General features: G+C 67.5%; 16 protein-coding genes. 10 read left to right on the top strand and 6 right to left on the bottom strand.

Annotation, left to right across the window (positions count from 1 at the left end; all coding sequences use genetic code 11):
* The first annotated feature begins 185 nt into the window (after window positions 1–185).
* From CRM90_RS13050 to CRM90_RS13030, 5 genes are read left to right on the top strand one after another with little or no spacing between them, the layout of a single operon-like run.
* A complete protein-coding gene (locus CRM90_RS13050; RefSeq protein ID WP_102807367.1) occupies window positions 186–1,154 on the top strand; it encodes a TerC family protein in 969 nt (322 codons plus the stop codon).
* Between the two features lie 43 nt (window positions 1,155–1,197).
* The gene (locus tag CRM90_RS13045) at window positions 1,198–1,566 is read left to right on the top strand and encodes a SpoIIAA family protein (RefSeq protein WP_102807366.1); all 369 of its coding nucleotides are present in this window, start codon (window positions 1,198–1,200) and stop codon (window positions 1,564–1,566) included.
* A gap of 47 nt (window positions 1,567–1,613) precedes the next feature.
* Window positions 1,614–2,336, top strand: a complete 723-nt coding sequence (locus tag CRM90_RS13040) for a GntR family transcriptional regulator (RefSeq protein WP_102807365.1) — start codon at window positions 1,614–1,616, stop codon at window positions 2,334–2,336.
* Between the two features lie 53 nt (window positions 2,337–2,389).
* The gene (locus tag CRM90_RS13035; RefSeq protein WP_102807364.1) at window positions 2,390–3,940 is read left to right on the top strand and encodes an NCS1 family nucleobase:cation symporter-1; all 1,551 of its coding nucleotides are present in this window, start codon (window positions 2,390–2,392) and stop codon (window positions 3,938–3,940) included.
* The gene (locus tag CRM90_RS13030; RefSeq protein ID WP_102807363.1) at window positions 3,937–4,665 is read left to right on the top strand and encodes an aspartate/glutamate racemase family protein; all 729 of its coding nucleotides are present in this window, start codon (window positions 3,937–3,939) and stop codon (window positions 4,663–4,665) included. Before CRM90_RS13035 ends, CRM90_RS13030 begins: the two co-directional genes overlap by 4 nt.
* Here the strand turns inward: CRM90_RS13030 and puuE are convergent.
* From puuE to CRM90_RS13015, 3 genes are read right to left on the bottom strand one after another with little or no spacing between them, the layout of a single operon-like run.
* The gene (gene puuE / locus CRM90_RS13025) at window positions 4,635–5,552 is read right to left on the bottom strand and encodes an allantoinase PuuE (RefSeq protein ID WP_102807362.1); all 918 of its coding nucleotides are present in this window, start codon (window positions 5,550–5,552) and stop codon (window positions 4,635–4,637) included. The genes CRM90_RS13030 and puuE overlap by 31 nt on opposite strands.
* A 1-nt stretch (window position 5,553) precedes the next feature.
* Window positions 5,554–6,591, bottom strand: coding sequence for an allantoicase (gene alc, locus CRM90_RS13020; protein ID WP_102807361.1), 1,038 nt, complete (start codon window positions 6,589–6,591; stop codon window positions 5,554–5,556).
* A 44-nt stretch (window positions 6,592–6,635) separates the two neighbouring features.
* Window positions 6,636–7,244 carry a TetR/AcrR family transcriptional regulator gene (locus CRM90_RS13015; RefSeq protein WP_102807360.1) on the bottom strand — a complete coding sequence of 203 codons (609 nt, stop codon included), beginning with the start codon at window positions 7,242–7,244 and terminating at the stop codon, window positions 6,636–6,638.
* Window positions 7,245–7,322: 78 nt separating this feature from the next.
* Here CRM90_RS13015 and CRM90_RS13010 point away from each other — a divergent pair, with 78 nt between their 5' ends.
* A complete protein-coding gene (locus CRM90_RS13010; protein WP_102807359.1) occupies window positions 7,323–8,168 on the top strand; it encodes an alpha/beta fold hydrolase in 846 nt (281 codons plus the stop codon).
* Here CRM90_RS13010 and CRM90_RS13005 read toward each other — a convergent pair.
* From CRM90_RS13005 to CRM90_RS12995, 3 genes are all read right to left on the bottom strand, one after another.
* Entirely contained in the window at window positions 8,165–9,127 is a 963-nt protein-coding gene (locus CRM90_RS13005; RefSeq protein ID WP_233209300.1) for an alpha/beta hydrolase, read from the bottom strand. The genes CRM90_RS13010 and CRM90_RS13005 overlap by 4 nt on opposite strands.
* A 9-nt stretch (window positions 9,128–9,136) precedes the next feature.
* Window positions 9,137–9,673 carry a 2-oxo-4-hydroxy-4-carboxy-5-ureidoimidazoline decarboxylase gene (locus CRM90_RS13000; RefSeq protein WP_102807357.1) on the bottom strand — a complete coding sequence of 179 codons (537 nt, stop codon included), beginning with the start codon at window positions 9,671–9,673 and terminating at the stop codon, window positions 9,137–9,139.
* Between the two features lie 83 nt (window positions 9,674–9,756).
* Window positions 9,757–10,245 (bottom strand): inorganic diphosphatase, encoded by a 489-nt coding sequence (locus CRM90_RS12995; RefSeq protein WP_102807356.1) that lies wholly within the window; start codon window positions 10,243–10,245, stop codon window positions 9,757–9,759.
* Between the two features lie 161 nt (window positions 10,246–10,406).
* Here CRM90_RS12995 and dacB point away from each other — a divergent pair, with 161 nt between their 5' ends.
* From dacB to hpt, 4 genes are read left to right on the top strand one after another with little or no spacing between them, the layout of a single operon-like run.
* Window positions 10,407–11,789: a D-alanyl-D-alanine carboxypeptidase/D-alanyl-D-alanine endopeptidase gene (gene dacB, locus CRM90_RS12990; RefSeq protein WP_102807355.1), complete on the top strand. Its 1,383-nt coding sequence runs from the start codon at window positions 10,407–10,409 to the stop codon at window positions 11,787–11,789.
* Window positions 11,786–12,832, top strand: coding sequence for an Rv3626c family coenzyme F420 biosynthesis-associated protein (locus CRM90_RS12985; protein ID WP_102807397.1), 1,047 nt, complete (start codon window positions 11,786–11,788; stop codon window positions 12,830–12,832). The genes dacB and CRM90_RS12985 overlap by 4 nt, the downstream gene beginning before the upstream one ends.
* A complete protein-coding gene (tilS, locus tag CRM90_RS12980) occupies window positions 12,811–13,776 on the top strand; it encodes a tRNA lysidine(34) synthetase TilS (RefSeq protein ID WP_102807354.1) in 966 nt (321 codons plus the stop codon). Before CRM90_RS12985 ends, tilS begins: the two co-directional genes overlap by 22 nt.
* Window positions 13,773–14,384: a hypoxanthine phosphoribosyltransferase gene (hpt, locus tag CRM90_RS12975; RefSeq protein ID WP_199189881.1), complete on the top strand. Its 612-nt coding sequence runs from the start codon at window positions 13,773–13,775 to the stop codon at window positions 14,382–14,384. Before tilS ends, hpt begins: the two co-directional genes overlap by 4 nt.
* Window positions 14,385–14,400 lie beyond the last annotated feature (16 nt).

Below are 14,400 nucleotides of genomic sequence, written 5' to 3'. Positions count from 1 at the left end.
GCCGAGGCGATCCCTCGTTCGGTTTGCTGCTGGGTGCGCCGACCTGACACACTGCTGCCAGAGGGGAGTATTCCTTCGTCGCGGTGTCGTCACCACGGCGGCCAACGTTGGTCGTCCGGTGCCGCGGGCCGAGCTTTGCTCGGCGGAAGAGACCTCGGACGTTTTGTGACGCCCGGAGGTCCTCTATGAATGTGACACCGCTCGAATGGTTCATCACCATCGGCGTGACGGTCGCAGTGCTCCTGTTCGACGTGATCTTCATCGCGCGTCGCCCGCACGAACCCACGATGCGTGAGTGCGGCATCTATCTGTCGTTCTACATCGGCCTGGCCATCGCATTCGGCGTGTGGGTGTGGAACTTCCACGGCGGCCAGTTCGGCCTGGAGTTCTACGCGGGCTGGCTCACCGAGTACAGCCTGTCGGTGGACAACCTGTTCATCTTCATCATCATCATGGCCAGCTTCAAAGTGCCCAAGATCTATCAGCAAGAGGCACTTCTGATCGGCATCGTCCTGGCGCTGATCTTCCGCGGTATCTTCATCGCGCTGGGCGCCGTTGCCATCGAACAGTTTTCGTGGATCTTCTATATTTTCGGCGCGTTCCTGGTGTACACCGCGATCCGGCTGGCCCGCGACACCGAGCACGACGACGACGCCGAGAACACCGTGGTTCGGCTGGCCCGCAAATATGTTCCGTCGACCGACAAATGGGACGGGCTGAAGCTGTACGTCAAGGAGGGCGGCAAGCGGCTGATGACGCCGATGTTCATGGTCATCGTCGCCCTGGGCACCACCGATCTGCTGTTCGCGCTGGACTCCATCCCGGCGATCTACGGCCTGACCCGCGAGCCCTACATCGTGTTCACCGCAAATCTGTTCGCGCTGATGGGGCTGCGCCAGCTCTACTTCCTGCTGGGTGATCTGCTCAACCGCCTGGTGTACCTGTCGCAGGGCCTGGCCTTCATCCTGTTCTTCATCGGCGTCAAGCTGGTGCTGCACGCCCTGCATGAGAACGAGCTGCCGTTCATCAACGGCGGTGAGGGCTTGCACGTCCCGGAGATCCCGACGCTGCTGAGTCTGGCGGTGATCATCCTGACGCTGTTCCTGACCATGGTCGCCAGCCTGATCAAGACCCAGGTGGTCGACAAACGCTGAAAAAGCCGGGCCGCCGGAGCGGGCACGGTTCTACGCTGAAGAGATGATCGAAGTCCTTTCCGACCTGCCCGAGGGTGTGACGGGCATTCGGGTGTCAGGCCGGGTGAGCGGCGAAGACCTCAAGGCGTTCAAGCCCGCCATGGACGACCTGATGAAGGGTGGCGACATCCGGATCGTCGAAGTCATCGACTCCGACTACGAGGGGTTCGGGCCCGGCGGTCTGGTCGAGGATCTCAAACTCGGCTTGGGCACGCTGTTCACCCGGCACGGCGCCTTCAAGCGCGTCGCGGTGGTCAGCGACAAGGAGTGGGTGATCCACACCATTCACGCGGTGGGCTGGCTGATGCCCGGTGACGTCGCGGTGTTCGGCCTCGGCGAGCTCGAGCAGGCCAAGCAGTGGGCGGCCGGCTAGGCCGTAGCCGTAGCACCGCCGAAACATAGTGGGCCTACCGTGACCCGATGCTGCGACGACGGTCGGCGCTGCTCGATCGGCTGGTGGTCGACCACCCCGGCAGCCCGCAACAGGCCATCCTCGACGAGTTGAGGCGGGTGATCCTCGACGGCGCCGTCGCGCCCGGGACACCCATCCCGTTGGCCGAAGTGGCGGATCTGTTCGGGGTGAGCCAGATCCCGGTCCGGGAGTCGCTCAAGACACTGATCGGAGAGGGGCTGGTCGCGCACCGATCCAACTCCGGGTACACCGTCGCACAGCTCACGGTTCAGGAACTGCGCGAAATGTACATCGTGCGTGAGACGTTGGAGGCAGCGGCGCTGGCGTCGGCAGTCGCCCACGCCACCGACGCCGACCGGGCGGCGATCATCGCGGCGAACGACGCCCTGCAGCAGGCCATCGACGACGACGATCCGCTCACCTATCACCGGCAGAGCAGGCAGTTCCATCTCTCGTTGAGCCGGCCGTCGCGCATGTTCCGTCTGCTGCACATGCTCGAATCGGCATGGAACATGACCGAACCCGTGCAGTCCATGGTTCATGTCGCGCCGTCGGCCCGGGCCGCACTGCACGGCGACCACCGCGAGATGGTGCTCGCATTCCTGGCCGGTGACGTGGAACAGCTGCTCACTGTCGCCGAGTTGCACGCCCAACGGCTCAACTCCGTCATCGCCGCATTGCCGACAGACACCGGGCTGTTCCTGCCGGCGGATATATCTTCGGCGCAATAGCCGGGTAGTTCACCGGAAATACCGGGGAAACGCGCCGTCGATAGCGTCCGGCCATGACCGACATCGACACACCGCAGAGCGTGAAAGACCTGCCGCCCGGCGCCGTTGTCGGCGCCGGCGACATCGTTGAAGCCGCCGGTCACCCGGTTGGCGGGGGACTGATCAAGCCGGGCTACGACCCGCGCCTGACCAACGAGGATTTGGCCCCGCTGCGCAAGCAGCACTGGAGTTCCTACAACATCTTCGCTTTCTGGATGTCCGACGTGCACAGCGTCGGGGGATATGTCACGGCAGGCAGCCTGTTCGCCCTCGGCCTCGCCAGTTGGCAGGTCCTGATCGCACTGCTCGTCGGCATCGTGATCGTCAACATCTTCTGCAACCTGGTGGCCAAGCCCAGCCAGGCCACCGGCGTGCCGTATCCGGTGATCTGCCGCAGCGTCTTCGGCGTGCTCGGTGCGAACATCCCCGCCATCATTCGCGGTCTGATCGCGGTGGCCTGGTATGGCATTCAGACCTATCTTGCCTCCGCCGCGCTGGATGTCGTTCTGCTCAAACTCTTTCCCGGACTTGCGCCGTACGCCGACGTCAACCAGCACGGATTTCTGGGGCTACCGTTCCTCGGCTGGGGCAGCTTCCTGCTGCTCTGGGTCCTGCAGGCCTGCGTCTTCTGGCGTGGGATGGAATCCATCCGCAAGTTCATCGACTTCTGTGGTCCCGCCGTGTACGTGGTGATGTTCATGCTGTGCGGCTATCTGATCTACAAAGCCGGCTGGGGCGCAATCGATCTCAACCTCGGTGACGTCAAGTACACGGGCCTGGATGCCGTGCCGGTCATGCTCGGCGCCATCGCCCTGGTGGTGTCCTACTTCTCGGGCCCGATGCTGAACTTCGGAGACTTCGCGCGCTACGGCAGGTCGTTCGCGGCCGTCAAGCGTGGCAACTTCCTCGGACTGCCGGTGAACTTTCTGGTGTTCTCCATCCTGGTGGTCGTCACCGCCTCGCTCACGGTGCCGGTCTTCGGAGAGCTGATCACCGACCCGGTCGCGACCGTGGCCAAGATCGACTCCACCTTCGCAATCGTGCTGGGAGCGTTGACTTTCACCATCGCCACCATCGGTATCAACATCGTCGCGAACTTCATCTCGCCGGCTTTCGACTTCTCCAACGTCAGCCCGCAGCGGATCAGCTGGCGTGCGGGCGGAATGATCGCCGCCGTCGGCTCGGTGCTCATCACGCCATGGAACCTCTACAACAATCCCGAAGTCATCCACTACACCCTGGAGACGCTCGGTGCGTTCATCGGCCCCCTGTTCGGCGTGTTGATCGGCCACTATTACCTGATCCACAAGCAGAGGGTGAACGTCGATGCTCTGTTCACCCTCGCGGAGGACGGAACATATTGGTACAAGAAGGGTTACAACCCAGCGGCGGTGATAGCCACGGCGGTCTCGGCTCTGGTCGCGGTGGTCCCGGTGCTGGCTGTCGGAGTGCCGGGCATGCATACCGCCGCGCAGTACAGCTGGTTCATCGGATGCGGGTTGGGGCTGGCCATCTACTACGTGCTCGCGACGCGCACCAAACTCGCGGTCGCCCCGCTTCCGTGACCCGGATCTGGGTGATCAATCCCAACACCACCGCGGCGATGACCGACACAATCGCCCACTGCGCCGAGTCGGTGGCCGGATCCGGCGTGGCCATCACCGGAATAACCTCCGAGATCGGGCCGGAGTCGATCGAGAGCCATTACGACGAGGCGCTGTCGGTTCCGGGCGTGCTGCGAGCGGTGCGGCGAGGCGAACGGGAGGGTGTCGACGGCTACGTGATCGCCTGTTTCGGCGATCCTGGCCTCGACGCCGCCCGGGAGGTGGCGGCCGGACCGGTCATCGGTATCGCGGAGGCCGCGATGCAGACGGCCAGCCACCTCGGCAGTGGGTTCAGCATCGTCACCACGCTGGCGCGAACCATCGGCCAGTCGGCGCGCCTCGCCGAACGCTATGGCATGCAACGGTTCTGCCGCGGTATCCATGCCTGCGAGATTCCGGTACTCGATCTGGACGCCGACCCGAACGCGTGCAAGGTGGTCACCGAGGCCTGCCGTGACGCTCTGGAGGCCGACGGGTCCGATGTCGTGGTGCTGGGGTGCGCCGGTATGGCCGAGATGTGTGCCGAGATCTCCGCCGAATTGGGTGTGCCCGTCATCGACGGGGTCACCGCCGCAACGCTGACGGTGCAGTCGTTGGTGACGATGGGTTTGCGCACGTCGAAGCGAGGCGAGTACGCGGCACCGCCGGACAAGCGTTACCGGACCGCTGAATCGCCGGCGGGGTGAGCCCTGCGCCAGTGTTCGGCGATCTCGATACGGCGTGCGATCCAGACCCGATCGTGGGATTGGATGTGGTCGCAGAACCTTTCGAGCGCCGCAGTACGTGCCGGCCGACCGGCGAGGCGGCAATGCAGTCCGATGGACAGCATTTTCGGGGCGCCCGCCAGACCCTCGGCGTAGAGCACATCGAACGCGTCGCGCAGATGCGCGAAGAATTCTTCACCGTTGGAAAAGCCTGCGGCAGAGGCGAACCGCATGTCGTTGGTGTCCAGCGTGTAGGGGACGACCAGATGGTGACGGCCGTGAACCTCCACCCAGTACGGCAGGTCGTCGGCGTAGGAGTCGGAGTCGTAGACGAAGCCGCCGTGGTCGACGACGAGTTCGCGTGTGTGCGGCGAATCGCGGCCGGTGTACCAGCCCAGCGGTGCTGAGCCGGTGAGGTTCCGCAGGATCTCGACGGCCTGCACCATGTGCGCCCGCTCGGTGTCCCGATCGATCGACTGGTAGGACTTCCATCGCAGGCCATGGCAGGCGATCTCGTGGCCGAGCTCACCGAAAGCCGCCACCGCCTCGGTGTTTCGCTGCATGGCCATCGCGACCGCGAAGACGGTCAGCGGGATGCCGCGGCGCTCGAAGAGTCGGAGCAGCCGCCACAGCCCTGCGCGTGAGCCGTACTCATACAGCGACTCCATACTCATGTGACGGTTGGGGAAGGCCTCGGCCGGTGTCATCTCGGACAGGAAGGTCTCCGAGGTGGGATCTCCGTCGAGCACACTGTTTTCCGCGCCCTCTTCGTAATTGAGCACGAATTGCACCGCGATGGCGGCGTCGCCCGGCCAGTGTGCGTGCGGGGGTGTGCGGCCGTAGCCGACCATATCCCTCGGATGGTTCATCTCAGGCCGCCGCGGCCCACTTGTCGGCGACCCGAAGCAGTCCCGTCTCGGTGAGCCGGCCGAACAATCGCAGCCGTGCCATACCGCCGTCGGGAAACACCTCGAGGCGGGCGTCGGTGACAGGGCGTTGGCTGGACAGCAGGAAACGATGCCGGGTGTCGGGCTGCAGATCGGTACGGGGCAGCAGCTCGAACCAGTCGCCACCGTCGTCGCGGCCCACCAGGCGGGCGCTGCCGGGGGCGTTGCCGAGGAAGTAGGACGTGTCCAGTTCGGCCACGGTGAGCACGCCCTGACCCGCCAACTGCACCTGCACCCAGTCGTTTCCGTTGTCGCGCCGACGTGAGGTCTCCCACCCCTCGCCCATGGTGTGCGCGGTGCCGGGCAGCAGCAGGTTGTTCGGGGATGAATAGAACATGTTGGAGCAGGCCGTGACTCGGGCGCCGTTGTCCAGGGCGGCGAGGTCGAGGGGGATACCGTCGACGAGCCGCGGGTCGAGCAGACCCTGGCCGTGGACCCGCAGCCGGGCCACTCCGCCGTCGGGGTAGATGGACAGTCGTACATGTGTCCACCGGCGAGACGACCTGGCCTCGAAGGGGTTGCGGGTATCGCCGTTGACGTTGGCGCGTTCGACGATCGTGGTCCACTGCGTCCGGTGCGCGAGGTCTTCGGCGCTCGGATATCCCTGCACGAAGGCGGCCTCGACCGAGATCTGTGGTGGGTAATTGCCGGTGAACCATGCGGTGTCCACCACGACGCCGGCGATGATGGCAGGCGCCCCGAGTCGGACGATCGCGCTGTCGTGGTCGTCGGGCCCCGCATCACGGCGGCGGCGTGTTTCCCAGCCGTCGTAGATCTGCCCTTTGTGCCCGAACGTCGCGGGACGGAACTCGGCCGGCTTCGCGGTGATCAGGTTCTCCCGCTCGGCGAAGAGATCGTCGTTGGCCCACACCACCGCACCGCCGGCGGGCCGTGCCGCCAGATCAGGCAACGAGGTGAAGTGGAGATGCGTCTGCGAGGACTTCTGCGGGCCGCCGATCACTTCACGAGCCTAAGGGACCGTGCCGATTTCGGCCGGGCAGGACGTCAGGGCCGGCCGGCCAACATGCCGTCGACGATGCGGTGCAGGGCGTTGCGCACCTCGGTGCCTGCGCGTGGGGGGTCCTCGGCATGAGCGATCGTCAGTGCCGCGGCGTCCAGCGCCCCGATCAGGATGTGCGCCAGCGGACGCACCGGCGCGGAAGCCAGTTCACCGGAGTCCATCGCGGCTTGCAGCAACTGCTCGGTCATGCCCAGGCTGTAGCGCTCGGCGATATCGCGGAAACCGTTCCAGCCCAGAATATTCGGAGCGTCCAGCAGGATCAGCTGACGAATCTCGCGCTCCGAGCTGATGTCGAGCCAGGCGTCCACCGCGGCGTGCAGCGTGGCGGCGGGAGTCGGTGGCTGCTTGGCGAACACGGCCGCGGCCAACCGATTCATCACGTCGGCCTCGACCGCCTCTACGACGTCGAGGAACAACGCCGATTTGTCGGCGTACTGGTGATACATCGCCCCCCGGGTGACGCCGGCGCGCTGGGCGATCTCCGGCGTCCCGACGTCGGCATAACCGCGTTCACCCCAGAGCTCGCGCGCGGCCGCGCGCAGCGCGTCCCGGGTGGCCGCGGAGCGCTGCGCCTGAGTGCGTCTGGTGGTCATGTCTTGTATTTCCGTACATCCTGTCGGTATCTTACATGCAGACTGTCTGTTTGTTAGTTGCCATCGAGGGAGATCGTCATGCACACCGTAGAGCTCAGCAGCGGAACCATCCATTACGAAACGGCCGGACCGGCCACGGGCAGACCGCTCGTCTTCATCCACGGGTACGCGATGGGCGGGTCGCTGTGGCGCCCGTTGAGCACCAGGCTGGCGCGGCACGGCCTGCGGTGCGTCATCCCCACCTGGCCGTTGGGCGCACACCAGACGGCGATGCGGCCATCGGCCGATATGACGATGCGCGGCGTCGCCGCGATGGTCGCCGAGTTCCTCGACAAGGCCGGGCTCGACGACGTCGTCCTGGTCGGAAACGACACCGGGGGAGCCGTCGCCCAGGTGGTCGCCACCGAGTTCCCCGACCGGCTCGGCGCGCTCGTGCTCACCAGTTGCGATGCGTTCGAACACTTCCCGCCGCCGATCCTGGCGCCGTTAATCTCCGCGGCGAAAGTTCCGCTGCTGTGGCGTATCGCAGTGCAGGGCATGCGGTCTCGTACGGTCCGCCGCCGCGCATACGGGGCGCTGGCGCACGCGGACCTCGACGCGCTGACCGCCGAATGGACCCGCTCGGCCGTCCGCGACCGCGCGATCGCCGAAAACCTGCGCCGGTTCACCGGATCGCTCACCCGGCAGACCACTCTCGACGCCGCCGCCAAGCTGCCGCGGTTCGCCGAGCCGGCATTGATCGCCTGGTCGGCCGATGACGCGTTCTTCCCGCAAGCCGACGGACGCAGGCTTGCCGAGGCCCTGCCGAACTCCCGGTTGGAGGTCATCGAGGGTGCGCGGACGTTCTCGATGCTCGACGCGCCTGATGTGCTGGCCGATCTGATCGCCGAGTTCGCCACGGCCACAAGCACTGTCGGACGCTAGACGGCGCGCAGCCGGCGGATCCGGTCGGCGACCGCGCGCTCGGACACCGCCGCGGCGGGGGCCAAGGCCTCCCAGGCATGCGGGCAGCCGGGATGCACGTGCAGTTCGGTGGGCACGCCGGCGGTGGAAAGCCTTGCGGCATAAGCGATGTTCTCGTCGCGGAAGATGTCCAGATCGCCGACGTCGAGGTAGGTCGGCGGCAGTCCGGTCAGGACCTGCGCGCGGGCCGGTGCGGCGTAGATCGACACGTCATCGCCGCCGGCGCGCTCGCCGAGGAGCGCGCCCCACCCGGTGATGTTGTCGTCGTAGTTCCACGTCAGCAATTCCGGTGCCAGCTCAGGATCCGGGGTGGTGGTGCGGTCGTCGAGCATCGGATAGATCAGAACCTGCGCGGCCAGCGCCGGGCCGCCGCGGTCGCGGGCCAGCAGGCTCACCCCGGCAGCCAGGCCGCCACCCGCGCTGTCACCGGCCACCGCGATACGAGCCGGGTCGACGCCCAGCTCGGCGGCGTTCTCGGCCAGCCAGCACAGCGCGGCATAACAGTCCTCGACCGGCGTCGGATCCGGAAACTCCGGCGCCACACGGTAATCCACCAGCAGCATCGGGGCACCGGTGGCCGCGACGTAGCCGCGCATCGCCGTGTCATAGGCCGGAGCGGTCTCGGCCAGGCTGTAGATCATGCCGCCGCCGTGCAGGTAGAGCACGGCACTGCCGGGCAGCCCCGAGGTGGGGAAGTACCACGCCAGATCAAGCTCCGCGCCGTCGGCGGTCGCCAGCGTGTGCCGCGACACCTCGACGCCGTCGACCGGATCGCGGGACGCGCCCAGCGTCTGGAACAACGGGACCGCCCGCTCTCGGCGGGTCGCCACATCCCCGATCGCGGGCGGCTCGAGAGCGGCGGCAGCCTCCATCAACGGTTGCAGCAGGGTCAGTACTTCGGGATCCATCGGCAGGGCCACGGTTGCACCCTAGCCCCAGTTGTCGTAGCCGCCCTCGGGGCCGAGCATCCGTTCGAGCCGGCTGCGATTGATCCGGGCCAGCTCGTTGCACACGACCTTGCGTTCGGTTTCGGGGTCGTGGTGCATCCGGTCGCGGACCGCCGCGATCACCGACTTGGCGCACACCTCGCGGGGCAAACCGCCGATGTGCATGACGAAGCCGAAGCCGAAATGCTCGTTGTACTCGGTGACCGCCGCGGTGAGTTCGGCCATCACTTCGGGCGAGGAATCCCACACCGAGCACTGCTCGGCCTGCGACTTGGTGCTGCCAGGGCGACGCCCGACATGCGGGTAGGCCTGGAGGATGTCGTCGATCGAGGACTCCGACAGCGAGAACAGCAAGTCGTCGGCCCGGCGGAACAGCTCGGCCCGGTCGGCGTACGGGCGGCCCCTGGTCAGGTCCCGCGCGAGGGTGACACTGTTGCAGCACTCGTAGAGCGCGTGGACAGCCTTACTGTCCGGCAGCTCGTTGAAGGCCTCGAGACCGATGCCCTGGTGCATCAACACCAGTTCATGATCGAAAAGCCATAGGACAACCGCGTTACCGATTGTTACAGCCAGGCAAACTTTCTCACCAGGGCGGTCAGCCCTCAGTGATCCGCTTTGGCGAACCGTTCGCGGGAGCGCTCCACCTCGGCCTCGGCCTCGGCGCGTCCGACCCAGTCGGAGCCCTTGACGAACTTGCCCGGCTCGAGGTCCTTGTAGTGGGTGAAGAAGTGCTGGATCGAATCGAGTTCGTCCTTGGGCACGTCGCCGATGTCCTGGATGTGATCCCAGCGGTTGTCCCCGGCAGGCACACACAGCACCTTGTCGTCGCCGCCGGCCTCGTCGACCATCTTGAACATGCCGACCGGGCGCACCTCGATCAACACCCCCGGAAACACCGACAGCGGCAGCAGCACCAGCGCATCCAGCGGGTCGCCGTCCTCGCCGAGGGTGTCCTCGATGAAGCCGTAATCGGCCGGGTACGCCATCGGCGTGTAGAGGTAGCGGTCGAGGCGCACACGTCCGGTTTCGTGGTCGACCTCGTACTTGTTGCGCTGGCCCTTGGGGATCTCGATGGTGACGTCGAACTCCACCGTGCGACTCCTTATTTCCGCTGACACCTGCCCGCCGGGATTATCCCCGGTCGCTTCGCTCTGCCCGCCGAACCCGGCGACGCGGCCTACCCTAACGCCCGCGCTGGCCTGCACCGCACGGTGGTTCGGCACAATGAGACGAAACGAAAGTCAGGAGAGCGATGAGGCCGACTCAATGGCGGCGCTCCACTCACGTGGTGCTCGCCGTGGCGGTGATCGCGCTGGTTGCGGCCGTCGTCGCGGTGGCCGCCGTCCTGACGCACGGTGACACCAGCAGCGCGCAGGCCCCGCCGGGCCACGCACTGGTGACCGCCAGTCCCGGTGTGGTCCCGGTGTCCGATGCCGCGCCGGTGCCCACCGCTGCCGGTCTGAACGCCACGCTGGCCCTGCCCGTCGCCGATCCCAATCTCGGCAACGTCAGCGGCCGGGTCACCGACGCGCGGACCGGCACCCAGCTTTGGGAGCATCGTGCGGACGTGCCGCTGCTGCCTGCCTCGACCAACAAGACGCTCACCACCGGCGCTGCGCTGCTGGCGCTGAACCGCGACGAGCGGGTCACCACGACCGTCGTCGCGGCCGATCAGACCACCCAGCCCGGCGTGGTGGTGCTTGTCGGCGGCGGCGATCCGATCCTGTCGGCCGCCCCGGCCGGCCAGGAGACCTGGTATCGCGGCGCCGCCCGGATCAGCGATCTCGCCGATCAGGTGCGCAAGAGCGGAGTCACCGCGACGGCAGTTCAGGTGGACGATTCCCTCTACAGCGGACCGGATTTCGCGCCCGGCTGGGATCCCGCCGACATCGACGGCGGCGACATCGCCCCGATGCAGTCGGTGATGATCGACGCCGGTCGCATCCAGCCGACCACGGTCGATTCGGCGCGGTCCCGAACCCCCGCCCTGGACGCCGGCCGCGCTCTGGCCAGCGCGCTGGGCGTCGACCCGGCCAAGGTCACGATGGCGGCCAGGCCGCCGACCGGCAGGCAGCTGGCGGCGGTGCAGGGCGCACCGCTGATGGAGCGGCTGCGGCAGATGATGAACGCCTCCGACAACGTGATGGCCGAGTCGATCGCCCGGGAAGTCGCCAAGGCCGGCGGACGGCCGATGAGCTTCGCCGGCGCGGTCGACGCGATCACCACCAAGCTCTCCTCTGCCGGCGTCGACATGACCGGTGCCACGCTGTTCGACTCCAGCGGGTTGTCGGTGCTGGATCGACTCACGGCAAAAACGCTCGACGAGGTGATCCAGGCCGCCGCGGGGCCCGATCAGCCGACCATGCGCCCGCTCCTGGATGTGCTGCCGATCGCCGGCGGCAGCGGGACGCTGTCGGACCGCTTCCTCGGCGGTGACTCCAAGGGGGCGTCGGCGGGCTGGCTGCGGGCCAAGACCGGGTCGCTGACGGCGGTCAACACCCTGGCCGGGGTGGTCACCGACGCCGACGGCCGGGTGTTGACGTTCGCGTTCATCTCCAACGATGCCGGGCCGATGGGCCGGGTGGCGCTCGACGCACTGGCCAGCGTCCTGCGGACCTGCGGGTGCGGCTCATGAGCTCGCAGGTGACGGTGGGCCGCGCCGTGGACTGGGCCTTCGCCGGGAATGTCGGCGCCTGGCTGGCCCGGCCCGGGCCGGCCGCCACGGACTACACCCGCAGCCAGGCCGTCGACGAACTGTCTGTCGCGGCGCGCAAAGCCGAAGGCCCGGTCCGCGAGGTCACCCGGATGGGCGGCGACGCCCCCGTCGCCGAAGCGCGCATCGTCGACCGCCCCGGCTGGATCCGGGCGGCGTCGGATTCCATGCGGGTGATGACCGGTGGCACGGAAACACCGAGCAACCCGGTCACCGGACGGGTGACCGGCGCGCAGACCGGTGCGGTGCTGGCGTTCATCTCCTCGGGGATTCTCGGCCAGTACGACCCGTTCGCCGACACCGGCACCGAGGACGGCCTGCTTCTGCTGGTCTACCCGAATGTGATCGCCGTCGAGCGCCAACTGCGGGTGTCGCCGGCCGACTTCCGGCTGTGGGTGTGCCTGCACGAGGTCACCCACCGGGTGCAGTTCTCCGCCAATCCGTGGCTGGCACAACATATGTCGCAGGCACTCGGGGTGCTGACCTCCGATACGGCCGACGATGTGACGCAGGTGGTGGGACGGCTGGCGGACTTCGTCAAGAAGCGGCGCGGGGGTGAGTTGGGTGCCAATGACGCGGGCATCCTGGGGTTCATGCGCGCGGTGCAGTCCGAGCCGCAGCAGGTGGCGCTCGATCAGCTGCTGGTGCTCGGCACGCTGCTCGAAGGTCACGCCGACCATGTCATGGATGCGGTCGGCCCGGCCGTCGTGCCGTCGGTGCAGACCATCCGCAACCGGTTCGATCAACGCCGCCAACGCAAGCAGCCGCCGCTGCAGCGGCTGTTGCGGGCGCTGCTCGGGGTGGACGCCAAGCTCAGCCAGTACACCCGCGGCAAGGCGTTCGTCGACCACGTGGTGGACCGGGTCGGGATGGACCGGTTCAACACGGTGTGGACGAGTGCGGACACCCTGCCGCTGCCCGACGAGATCGAAGATCCGCAGCGGTGGATCGACCGGGTGCTGTAGCCGCGCTGCGGGCCGGCGTGGCCGGCTTCGCGACCGAGCACCTGCCGGGCGCGACGTCCTGGTGCGTCGCGCTGTCCGGTGGACCGGACTCCCTGGCGCTGACAGCGGCGGCCGCCGCGGCCCTGCCGACCACCGCCCTGATCGTCGACCACGGTCTGCAGCCCGGCTCCGAGCGGGTCGCCGAGACCGCACGCAGGCAGGCCCACGACCTCGGCTGCGTGGACGCCCGGGTGCTGCGGGTACAGGTCGGCGCCGACGGCGGTCCGGAGGCCGCCGCACGCACCGCGCGCTACACCGCACTGGACGCCGCACGCGCCGGTGCGCCGGTACTGCTGGCGCACACCCTCGACGACCAGGCCGAGACCGTGTTGCTGGGACTGGGCCGCGGCTCGGGGGCGCGGTCGATCGCCGGCATGCGGGCCTGCGACCCGCCCTGGCACCGGCCGCTGCTGGGGGTGCGCCGCGCTGTCACCCATGCCGCATGCTCCGAGCTCGGGTTCACCCCGTGGGACGACCCGCACAATCACGACGCCCGGTTCACCCGGGTTCGGCTGCGCACCGAGGTGCTGCCGCTGCTCGAAGACGTGCTCGGCGGTGGTGTTGCCGAGGCGCTGGCCCGCACCGCGGCCGCGCTGCGGGAGGACACCGACGCTTTGGATGACTGGGCCGCCTTGGCGGCCGACGCCCTCGGCGACACCGGCGACAGCGTCGCGGTCACCGCGCTGACCGCGCTGCCCACCGCGGTGCGGCGCCGGGTGATCCGGGGCTGGCTGCTCGGCGGCGGCGCGACCAACCTCACCGACAAGCAGATCCGCGCGGTGGACGCGCTGGTCACCGCCTGGCACGGGCAGGGCGGAGTGGCGGTCGGCTCCGGGCTTCGGCAGCAAAGATTGTTCGCCGCCCGCCGCGACGGCAGGCTGATGATGTACACACAACCGGTGTGAGATTGGTTGTCGGGCCTTGCTCGTGGCACAGTGTGGACGTGTCGGCGCACGAGCTGTACCCCGGGGACATCAAATCGGTCCTGTTGTCCCAAGAGCAGATTCACACCCGGACCGCTGAGCTGGCGGCGTCAGTCGCCCGCGACTACGCCGATTCGCTGAACGGTCAGGATCTGCTGCTGCTCACCGTGCTCAAGGGTGCGGTGATGTTCGTCACGGATCTCGCTCGTGCGATCCCGCTGCCCACGCAGTTGGAGTTCATGGCGGTCAGCTCGTACGGATCGTCGACGTCGTCGTCCGGGGTGGTCCGGATCCTCAAGGATCTCGACCGCGACATCCACGACCGCGATGTGCTGATCGTCGAGGACATCGTGGACTCCGGGCTGACGCTGTCCTGGCTGCTGCGCAACCTGGCGACCCGCCATCCCAAATCGCTGCGGGTGTGCACCCTGCTGCGCAAGCCGGACGCGGTACGCGCCGACGTCGACATCGAATACGTCGGCTTCGACATCCCTAACGAGTTCGTGGTCGGCTACGGCTTGGACTACGCGGAGCGTTATCGCGATCTGCCGTTCATCGGCACGCTCGAACCGAAGGTGTATCAGGGCTAGTCGGTTCCGCTCCGCC

Origin of the sequence: Mycobacterium sp. ENV421 (assembly GCF_002887815.1) — a bacterium.
In the GTDB taxonomy this organism is placed as follows: domain Bacteria; phylum Actinomycetota; class Actinomycetes; order Mycobacteriales; family Mycobacteriaceae; genus Mycobacterium.
Note: the sequence above shows the minus strand (reverse complement) of the source record. Positions and strands in the feature narration are given on the sequence as shown.

Bases quoted from the DNA above. Each gene is read 5' to 3' on its own strand.
- puuE (WP_102807362.1), bottom strand. From the start codon at position 5,552: ATGAACCATCCGAGGGATATGGTCGGCTACGGCCGCACACCCCCGCAC.
- CRM90_RS13015 (WP_102807360.1), bottom strand. From the start codon at position 7,244: ATGACCACCAGACGCACTCAGGCGCAGCGCTCCGCGGCCACCCGGGAC.
- CRM90_RS13035 (WP_102807364.1), top strand. From the start codon at position 2,390: ATGACCGACATCGACACACCGCAGAGCGTGAAAGACCTGCCGCCCGGC.
- CRM90_RS12985 (WP_102807397.1), top strand. From the start codon at position 11,786: ATGAGCTCGCAGGTGACGGTGGGCCGCGCCGTGGACTGGGCCTTCGCC.
- CRM90_RS13050 (WP_102807367.1), top strand. From the start codon at position 186: ATGAATGTGACACCGCTCGAATGGTTCATCACCATCGGCGTGACGGTC.
- dacB (WP_102807355.1), top strand. From the start codon at position 10,407: ATGAGGCCGACTCAATGGCGGCGCTCCACTCACGTGGTGCTCGCCGTG.
- CRM90_RS13045 (WP_102807366.1), top strand. From the start codon at position 1,198: ATGATCGAAGTCCTTTCCGACCTGCCCGAGGGTGTGACGGGCATTCGG.
- CRM90_RS13040 (WP_102807365.1), top strand. From the start codon at position 1,614: ATGCTGCGACGACGGTCGGCGCTGCTCGATCGGCTGGTGGTCGACCAC.
- CRM90_RS13010 (WP_102807359.1), top strand. From the start codon at position 7,323: ATGCACACCGTAGAGCTCAGCAGCGGAACCATCCATTACGAAACGGCC.